The 6763-nt window shown below is 30.6% G+C and carries 10 protein-coding genes and 1 pseudogene; 7 read left to right on the top strand and 4 right to left on the bottom strand.

What is annotated here, in order from left to right:
- Window positions 1–4: 4 nt before the first annotated feature.
- The 4 genes from BUA21_RS10775 to BUA21_RS10790 form a co-directional block, all read right to left on the bottom strand.
- A complete protein-coding gene (locus BUA21_RS10775) occupies window positions 5–202 on the bottom strand; it encodes a hypothetical protein (RefSeq protein WP_072744838.1) in 198 nt (65 codons plus the stop codon).
- Between the two features lie 144 nt (window positions 203–346).
- Complete coding sequence (locus tag BUA21_RS10780) at window positions 347–595, bottom strand: hypothetical protein (RefSeq protein WP_072744839.1); 249 nt, start codon at window positions 593–595, stop codon at window positions 347–349.
- A gap of 23 nt (window positions 596–618) precedes the next feature.
- A complete protein-coding gene (locus BUA21_RS10785; protein ID WP_072744840.1) occupies window positions 619–1146 on the bottom strand; it encodes an ImmA/IrrE family metallo-endopeptidase in 528 nt (175 codons plus the stop codon).
- A gap of 22 nt (window positions 1147–1168) precedes the next feature.
- The gene (locus BUA21_RS10790; RefSeq protein ID WP_072744841.1) at window positions 1169–1582 is read right to left on the bottom strand and encodes a helix-turn-helix domain-containing protein; all 414 of its coding nucleotides are present in this window, start codon (window positions 1580–1582) and stop codon (window positions 1169–1171) included.
- 295 nt (window positions 1583–1877) lie between these two features.
- On the opposite strand from BUA21_RS10790, the gene BUA21_RS10795 reads away from it, so the two are divergent.
- From BUA21_RS10795 to BUA21_RS10825, 7 genes and pseudogenes are all read left to right on the top strand, one after another.
- A complete protein-coding gene (locus BUA21_RS10795; protein ID WP_072744842.1) occupies window positions 1878–2111 on the top strand; it encodes a hypothetical protein in 234 nt (77 codons plus the stop codon).
- 45 nt (window positions 2112–2156) lie between these two features.
- On the top strand, window positions 2157–2483 hold the full coding sequence (locus BUA21_RS10800; RefSeq protein ID WP_072744843.1) for a hypothetical protein: 327 nt from the start codon (window positions 2157–2159) through the stop codon (window positions 2481–2483).
- Window positions 2458–3033, top strand: a complete 576-nt coding sequence (locus BUA21_RS10805) for a hypothetical protein (RefSeq protein WP_072744844.1) — start codon at window positions 2458–2460, stop codon at window positions 3031–3033. The genes BUA21_RS10800 and BUA21_RS10805 overlap by 26 nt, the downstream gene beginning before the upstream one ends.
- A gap of 285 nt (window positions 3034–3318) precedes the next feature.
- Window positions 3319–3753 carry an RNA polymerase sigma factor gene (locus BUA21_RS10810; protein ID WP_072744845.1) on the top strand — a complete coding sequence of 145 codons (435 nt, stop codon included), beginning with the start codon at window positions 3319–3321 and terminating at the stop codon, window positions 3751–3753.
- Between the two features lie 416 nt (window positions 3754–4169).
- Window positions 4170–4316 (top strand): SHOCT domain-containing protein, encoded by a 147-nt coding sequence (locus tag BUA21_RS15285; RefSeq protein WP_072744846.1) that lies wholly within the window; start codon window positions 4170–4172, stop codon window positions 4314–4316.
- A gap of 60 nt (window positions 4317–4376) precedes the next feature.
- A complete protein-coding gene (locus tag BUA21_RS10820; RefSeq protein WP_072744847.1) occupies window positions 4377–6146 on the top strand; it encodes a recombinase family protein in 1770 nt (589 codons plus the stop codon).
- Between the two features lie 221 nt (window positions 6147–6367).
- Window positions 6368–6700 (top strand): annotated as a pseudogene (locus BUA21_RS10825) (NUDIX domain-containing protein); the annotation flags it as partial.
- Window positions 6701–6763: the final 63 nt, after the last annotated feature.

The raw sequence follows: 6763 nt of genomic DNA on the forward strand, positions 1-6763 counted from the left end.
AGTCCTACCACTTCTTCCTATAACTCAAATCAAACTGATCATCAATCCATTGGGGAAGGCTTTTTGAAGCCTTTTCAGTGGATTTCTGTTTTTCTCTTTGTTCCATTGCCTCTTTTGATAAGTCTCTCGTTTCAATACATACACCGTTTTCAAATATAAATTCTTCTAAGTATTCATATTTGAAAGGATGCTGAAATCCCATGTGAACGTAGAGCTTATCAATGAAATTATCGCCTATAAGAAAGGCTCCTGTATAGGGGATAGGTAGATTTATATTTTCATAAGCTAGATTGCTAGCTATGGCATATATATTTTCTTTCCAATTATCTATTTCAAAAGGTTTTACTCAAGGTTTTACTCCATGTATCATTGGGGGAACTTCACCACCATTATTTGTGTAAAGATCCCTTAGGAATAGATTATTATTTTCATCTATAGCAAATATGGCTATATAACCTCGCCAACAAGCACTGCAATTGGATATAGGGTTCAAACCAAATCTTCCAAAATCAAAAAAGCTTTCGGGATCCTCTATAGCTACTATGTCCAAATCATTTTTACCAAGTCTCAATTTATCATTTATTTGTGCAGTCATATTGCCCTCCTTTAATGGATTTACTAAGGGTTAATTTTCTTAAAGAAATTACCCTGTGGAGCATGTCTTAAATTATAATTTGCTCCATACCTGTTCATTTCGTTCATCTTAAAGATCAATAGATTTATATTTACATTTAAAATACCTGCTATTTCCACATCAGTGTATTTTTTATTTGCTAATTCCATTACTTCATCATCATCCAATAAAAGATGAGCTGCAAAGATATTAGATTCATATTCAGGTTGGGAAGTAATATTGAACAGTTCATATTCATGAAAAGGACTATTTTTAGTTAAATGCCTATGTAGTGCATCGTGTCCCAATTCATGGGCAAGGACCGTTTTCATCATATATTCTTCCATATTGGAATTTAGAAATATAAATCTATTTCTTTGAATAATAGTGTACATTCCTAATAAGTCAGTGGCATTGTCAAGATATTTAATTTTAATATTTGATTCTTTTGCAATTTTAAAAGGGTCATTAGTATCAAATTTACGAATTATTTTCCTTACTTGTTCATAAATTGATGAATTATTAGAATTCATATAACACCTCCAGGACAGAGCCTTACTTTTCATCCTTTTTATATCTCTTTGGGGTATATTTCTTATTTTCTAATTTTGCTTCAAAAAAGGCTTCTTGTAGTGCATCAAAAACTACTTTTTTATCATCTTCAGATAGTTCTCCACCTGCAAATAAAGCACGTGCATTATCAATAAGTTCTTGGGCTCCTTTCATACCACGGGAACCATATTTTTCACCAGCAGACAGGATAAAGTCATCTCCTTCTGTCAGTAAATAATTCACATCTACATTAAATTCTTCTGCAATTTTATGATATATTTTTCGGTATCTTGGCAATGTTTCCCCTAGTTCGTAGGATTTTAATGTTCGTAAAGAAACCCCAATACGATCAGCCATTTCTTGTTGGGTTAAGTTTTCTTGAGTTCTGATTTCTCTTAGTTTTTCACCGAAACTCATGGTGTCCTCCTCCTAAGGTGCAGTACACATGCACCAATTTTTTAAAAAACATCTTGACAAGTGTAATTAGAATACACTATAATCCAATTAAGGGCAATTGAATTACACCTATTATATAATGAACTGCACCATATGTCAAGAAAAATAGTTATGGGAAGGTATGCCATATTGGTGTAGAAAATCTGGGGTAATAATCTGAAAATGGGAGGGGATTAAAATAGATATTAATAACTTAAAATTTGAGCCATGTCAGGTTAAGGATGTTATAGGACTAAAAGGTTTTAAAGATAAACCTATGGTTAGTTTTGTTGCAAATGATAGTAAAGGAATACTTCCGCACGAAATACCAAATGGTAGTTTTATATTTGTAAGACCTGATGATGATTATAAAATTAATGATTTTATCGTAGTTTATAAAGAGAATAGCTCAAAGAAAGATTATAAGATAAAGAAAGCAGAAGAAAAAGAACCTTTATATTTTGGACGAATTATTATGATAGCAAAATCTTTTATTGAAGAAGACTTTTAGAAGAATAAATACTAGAGGATATAAATATGGAAGGGGAGCTCTTGATTGAATATTAATATTTCATGTCATAGGCCTGTCTTTTCAGATGATATCATTGGTTTCAATGGTTTTGAATTCAATAAATTAGTCTGCCTTATTGCTGATGGAAATTTACCACAGGGTATAGCGGACGGTTGTTTCCTATTTACAGAAGTAGGAACCTCTTTCAAAGAAGGTGATTTGATTATTACCAGAACTAAGAGTAAACCATATGAATATAAAATCAAATATGCAGAAGAGATAGAATCTGATTATTTTGGCAGGGTACTTATGGCAACTCAACTATTTGCCAAGGAGGAACCATGTGATGAATATCAGCGATTTACAAAATAAAATAGATATACCCTATGAAAGGGATAAAGAATTGGAGCATAATGTAAAAATATTATTAAATCTTTATAGGAAAGTAAATTTTAGGGTAGAGGAAAGAATACAAAATTTAGAATTAGAAACATATGAGTCAAGAAGAAAGCATCTAGAAGAATTAGTAATTTCTATACTAGAAATGGATGCTACAATGAATTATGAAAAGTTTGAGGACCAACTTATTAGCATAAATGAAAGTTTGTTTTTATTGCAGATTATGGACAAGGCCTTAGAAAGATTAAAGAATTATCCTGACAATGGTAAATTATATGGAACTATCTTAGAGTTAAGATTTTTTGTTAAAGAAATCTATAGCCATGATATTATTATGAGTAAGGTAAATATGTCTAGATCATCATATTATAGGCATTTACCAAGGGCAATTCAATCTTATGGTGTAATGTTATTTGGATATGCTTTACCAGAAGTAAGAACCCTTATTTATGATGAGAATGTAGATATAAATAATCTTAAAGTAGCTGAGGAAAAGGACAAAGATTATATGAGTATAAGATGAAATGAGATGAAATTGGAACTAATATGGAACTTAAATGATACTTAGTTAGCACTGTAATGGTACTTTTAACCATATATACTATCCATAATGGGTGAACTATCCCTGCTTATAAGCGGGGATTTTTTATTTATTGCCCAAAATTATAGGTGCATATGCCAGACGACAAGGAAAAGTCGTGTGGCTTTTTTTATGCCCAAATGGAGGGAATATGGTGAAAAAGCCAAGAGGACCACCTGCCTTTTTATGAATTAAATCGAGGATTTCAAATTCATAAGGAGGTATAGTATGGCTACTAAGAAAACAAGGGAAAATTATTACTTGCCCTTAAATGGAAAATTAATATCAGTATCAAAAGAAGTTTATGAAGAATTTTATTCCTATAATCGACGAGAAAGATATTTGGAAGAAAGAGATAGAAGCAAAGGTCTTCTATATTTTAGTGATTATGACACTGAGGATAATAATTTTATAGATTATGTGGAAGACAAAACAGTTGATGTAGAAAAAATAGTTGAAACAGGGATGATTATAAAAGAATTGCATAAGGCATTAGATGGATTAAATACAGATGAAAGAGATTTAATTGAAAAGATATTTTTCAAAGAACAATCCATCAGAGAAATAGCTAGAAATGAGAAGGTTAGTCATGTTGCAATTCAAAAAAGAAGAAACAAAGTATTAGAAAAACTTAAAGAAATACTAAAAGATTTAGAAGATTAGGTTACCACACCCCCTTACTTTTCGGCTTATAAGTAAGGGTGTATTTTTATTCCCCAAGAAAATAGGCACATTGATAATTAAATAGACCAAGCAGATACATTCTGTTCAGTATGAGCTTAGGTATAAGGAATAAGAACATCTAAAACCTTTTACAAAACAATTAAGGAAGGCAATAGGATGAACAATTTCTTATGCCTATAATATGGTGCTGGAAGAGCCATAGGCGAAGATACACTGACAGGTTAAAGATACTTTCGTATAGCCATAGTCCGAGCGTTAGAAGCGTCGCAGGCAATGGGTACGGCTCGTCATAAGAATGAGGAGAGGTGAGATTCCTATGGAGTGGTTCTCTAACCACCATCTGTAATGTCAAAAAACTGATTTTATATATAAAATATATAGAAAGGATGAAAGGCATGGATAGTGATATATTAAGATATAGTATACAACTTGCTATGCTAAAACAATTATTAACCAGAAAGCTTATTAATAAGAATGAATACTTTAAAATAAAAGATGTTTTAATGAAAGATTATAAAATTTCTTCAGATCTAACTTCCTAAATTGTATTCCTATATGGTATAATAGAATTGTATAAAGGAACACAAAACGGAGGTGCTTTTATGAAGAAGGTAGAAGTTATAAAAGGAGGAAATCTTTTAAGTGATAGGAATCAGGGAAGGGAAATAAACCTAAAAAGGGTAGCTGCTTATTGTAGAGTTAGTACGGATAGTGAAGATCAACTACAGAGTTATCGTTCCCAGGTAAGATATTATACAGATTTAATAAATGGTAATAGTGATTGGACAATGGCTGGTATTTATGCAGATGAATCAATAACAGGCACACAAGTAGATAAAAGGATTAATTTCCAAAGGCTAATTAATGATTGTATGAATGGAGATATAGATATGATAATTACTAAATCTATATCCAGATTTGCTCGGAATACCTTAGATACATTAAAATATGTAAGAAAATTAAAAAAAATGAATGTTGCTGTTTTCTTTGAGGAAGAAAACATTAATACTTTGACTATGGATGGAGAATTATTGTTAGTTATACTTAGTTCTGTTGCACAACAGGAAGTTGAGAATATTTCCGCTAATGTAAAAAAAGGTTTAAAGATGAAAATGCAGAGGGGAGAATTAGTTGGATTTCAAGGATGTCTTGGATATGATTATGATCCTATGGACAAAAGTATTTCAGTAAATAAAGAAGAAGCTGAAATAATTAGATATATTTTTAAAAGATATCTTGAAGGTGCAGGTGGAAGTGTAATATGTAGAGAATTAGAAAACTTAGGTTATAAAACGCCAAGAGGAAAAAGTAAATGGTCTGCTACTACAGTATTGGGTATTATAAAGAATGAAAAATACAAAGGGGACATATTAATGGGAAAAACATTTACTGTAGATCCTATTAGTAAAAGAAGGTTGGATAATTTTGGTGAAGAAGATAAATTTTATATAAAGGAACATCATGAAGCAATTATAAGTGCTGAAGATTTTGATAAGGCACAAGAAATAAGGCTTAAAAGGGCTATAAATAGAAATACAGTTCCCTCCAAAAATGGGAAAAGGGAAAAATATAGCGGGAAATATGCATTTAGTAGCTTATTAGAATGTGGATTTTGTGGTGCTAATCTATCCAGGAGAACATGGCATAGTAAAACAGAGTATAATAAAATTATTTGGCAATGTGTTGTAGGAACAAAAAAAGGAAAAAAATATTGTCCTGAGAGTAAAGGTGTAGAGGAAGAAGCTATTGAAAAAGCATTTGTAGAAAGTTATAGGCAATTATGTTCTAATAATCAAGATGTAGTAGAGGAGTTTTTACTTCGTATAGAAAAGGTTTTAAATGATGGTTCAATTGAAAAAGATATAAAAAAACTAGATAATGAGATTTCTTCTCTTTTAGCAAAACAAAATTCCTTAGTAGATTTAAGATTGGAGAATAAAATAGATGAAAAGATATATAAGGATAAATATCTTTCATTACAAAATAAATATTTAGAAAAAAGCAAGGAAAAAGAAAACTTGGAATTCAATTTAAAAAATGAAAATAACATCAAAAAAAGAATGAAAGAATTTAAAGATATGTTAGAAAAAAATGAAGTGTTGAAAGAATTTGATAGATTTGTTTTTGAAAGCATAGTAGAGAAAGTCATTGTTGGCGAAATAGATGAAAATAATAATGTTGATCCATATAAATTAACATTTGTTTATAAGACAGGATTTAAGGATAATTTAGATGGAAGTAAATTTAAAGCACCAAGGAAAAATGAAAGTGAGAAACATAAAAAGGATGGAGAAGAGTCTTCTAAATTGTGTTCCCATACTAATGACGAGGTCAACAAATTGTATTCCTATAGTAGCGACAACACACGTTGAGAGTATAATTCTGATGACGTATTGTGGTTCTGATAAGGAGTAATGGAACTAGACCACAAGATATAGTGGTTTGAGGGCGGAATTTGGGTCAAAATCGGCTAAAAAACACCGTTTTTTGACCCTTAAAAAATAGGGCATGATGTGATAAACCTAACTGGAGTAAATATATTAATAATAAATGAAAGCAATCAAGTTTTACTTCAAAGAAGGGAGCATATCCTTTTAAATGGGGATTGATTGGTAGAATTACAGAATTAGGTGAAGCACTTGAAGATACAGCAATAAGGGAAACGAAAGAAGAGACTGGCTTGGATATCAAGGACTTGAGTTTATTGGGAACAACATCAGGAAGAAAATGCTATATACAATTACCCAACTTAGATAAAGCGTATTTTATAACTATTGGATATATTACTAAAAATTTTAGTGGAGAATTGAAGAGCGACAATTTAGAAACTAAAGAATTAAGATTTTTTGGATATGAAGATTTGCCTGATAACATACCAAATAGCCATAGAATATTTTTGGATAAATATTTTAGCCATAAATGTTAGTTGAAATTAAAAAATATTTTGTTCTCAACATTTATAAAATAAGTCTTTGTAAGTAAAAAATGC

The sequence above is a fragment of the Sporanaerobacter acetigenes DSM 13106 genome, from assembly GCF_900130025.1.
GTDB lineage: Bacteria > Bacillota > Clostridia > Tissierellales > Sporanaerobacteraceae > Sporanaerobacter > Sporanaerobacter acetigenes.

What these genes read in the sequence shown, in the direction of transcription:
- BUA21_RS10795 (WP_072744842.1), top strand. Translation starts at nt 1,878, where the DNA reads ATGGTTAGTTTTGTTGCAAATGATAGTAAAGGAATACTTCCGCACGAA.
- BUA21_RS10775 (WP_072744838.1), bottom strand. Translation starts at nt 202, where the DNA reads ATGGGATTTCAGCATCCTTTCAAATATGAATACTTAGAAGAATTTATA.
- BUA21_RS10790 (WP_072744841.1), bottom strand. Translation starts at nt 1,582, where the DNA reads ATGAGTTTCGGTGAAAAACTAAGAGAAATCAGAACTCAAGAAAACTTA.
- BUA21_RS10785 (WP_072744840.1), bottom strand. Translation starts at nt 1,146, where the DNA reads ATGAATTCTAATAATTCATCAATTTATGAACAAGTAAGGAAAATAATT.
- BUA21_RS10805 (WP_072744844.1), top strand. Translation starts at nt 2,458, where the DNA reads ATGAATATCAGCGATTTACAAAATAAAATAGATATACCCTATGAAAGG.
- BUA21_RS15285 (WP_072744846.1), top strand. Translation starts at nt 4,170, where the DNA reads ATGGATAGTGATATATTAAGATATAGTATACAACTTGCTATGCTAAAA.
- BUA21_RS10810 (WP_072744845.1), top strand. Translation starts at nt 3,319, where the DNA reads ATGGCTACTAAGAAAACAAGGGAAAATTATTACTTGCCCTTAAATGGA.
- BUA21_RS10780 (WP_072744839.1), bottom strand. Translation starts at nt 595, where the DNA reads ATGACTGCACAAATAAATGATAAATTGAGACTTGGTAAAAATGATTTG.
- BUA21_RS10820 (WP_072744847.1), top strand. Translation starts at nt 4,377, where the DNA reads ATGAAGAAGGTAGAAGTTATAAAAGGAGGAAATCTTTTAAGTGATAGG.